At 42.7% G+C, this 1122-nt stretch carries 1 protein-coding gene; it reads left to right on the forward strand.

Features of this window, described 5'->3' with window-relative positions; translation table 11 throughout:
- Window positions 1–82: 82 nt before the first annotated feature.
- A partial coding sequence (locus tag QUA44_RS30570; RefSeq protein WP_333257692.1) for a transposase occupies window positions 83–1122 on the forward strand: 1040 nt, incomplete at its 3' end.

Consider the following 1122-nt stretch of genomic DNA (forward strand, 5'->3'; position numbering starts at 1 on the left):
AATGGCGCTCGCGGCGGTAAACAGTTGTCATTACTTGCAAACCAATATATAATCAAACCTACAGACCAATATTAGTATAAACATGAAGGCGAGATTCAAGTACAGATTTTATCCGACGACAGAACAGAAGCAGAGCTTGGCGCGGCTGTTTGGATGCGTCCGAAAGGTCTGGAACGATAGTCTGGCCCTCTGCAAGCCGTCTGAAAAAAAGCCAAGTTCGGCCGACCTGCAAAAAATCGTGATCACCCAAGCGAAAAAGACCGAAGAAAGAGCTTGGTTGAGCGAAGTTTCCAATATCCCCCTACAGCAATCTGTAGCGGATTTGGAAACAGCTTTCAAGAACTTTTTCGACTCCTGTAAGGGAAAACGAAAAGGTCGTAAGGTTGGCTATCCTAAGTTCAAAAAAAGAACCAATAGTCAGTCGGCACGATTGAGAATTGGAGGTTTTTCCCTAAAAAATAGCGGTGTCTATTTAGCCAAGATTGGCGTTGTTAACCCAATATGGTCAAGAACGCTACCATCTGAACCTAGTTCGGTCACAGTAATCAAAGATTGTGCAAATCGTTATTTTCTGAGTTTTGTGGTAGAAGTTGAACCCATTCATTCTGAAGCGAAAAACCCAAGTATCGGAATCGACTTAGGAATCAAAACTTTCGCAGTGATGAGTGATGGCGAAAAAGCGGCAAGTCCTAACTACAGAAAGTTAGACCGAAAAATCCGTAAACTTCAGCGCAAATTAGCCCGTCAACCGAAAGACTCTAAAAGAAGAAACGTAACACGAATCAAGATTGCTAAATTGCACAACCGTATTGCCGACACCCGTAAAGATTTCCTCCACAAATTATCAACCAAAATAGTCAAGGAAAACCAAGTAATTATTTGGGAAGATTTGAACGTGTCAGGAATGGTGAAAAACCGGAAACTCTCAAGGGCGATTAGTCAGCAAGGATGGAGAGAATTTAGGACACTCTGTGAGGCTAAGTCTGAAAAATTTGGCAGAGAGTTTCAAGTGATTAGTAGGTGGGAGCCTACTAGCCAAGTTTGTGCGGACTGTGGTTTTAAATGGGGTAAAATCGATTTGTCTGTTCGTTCAGTGCTTTGTCCCAGTTGTGGTACTGAGCA

It is taken from the genome of Microcoleus sp. N9_A2 (assembly GCF_036701775.1).
In the GTDB taxonomy this organism is placed as follows: Bacteria; Cyanobacteriota; Cyanobacteriia; order Cyanobacteriales; family Microcoleaceae; genus Microcoleus.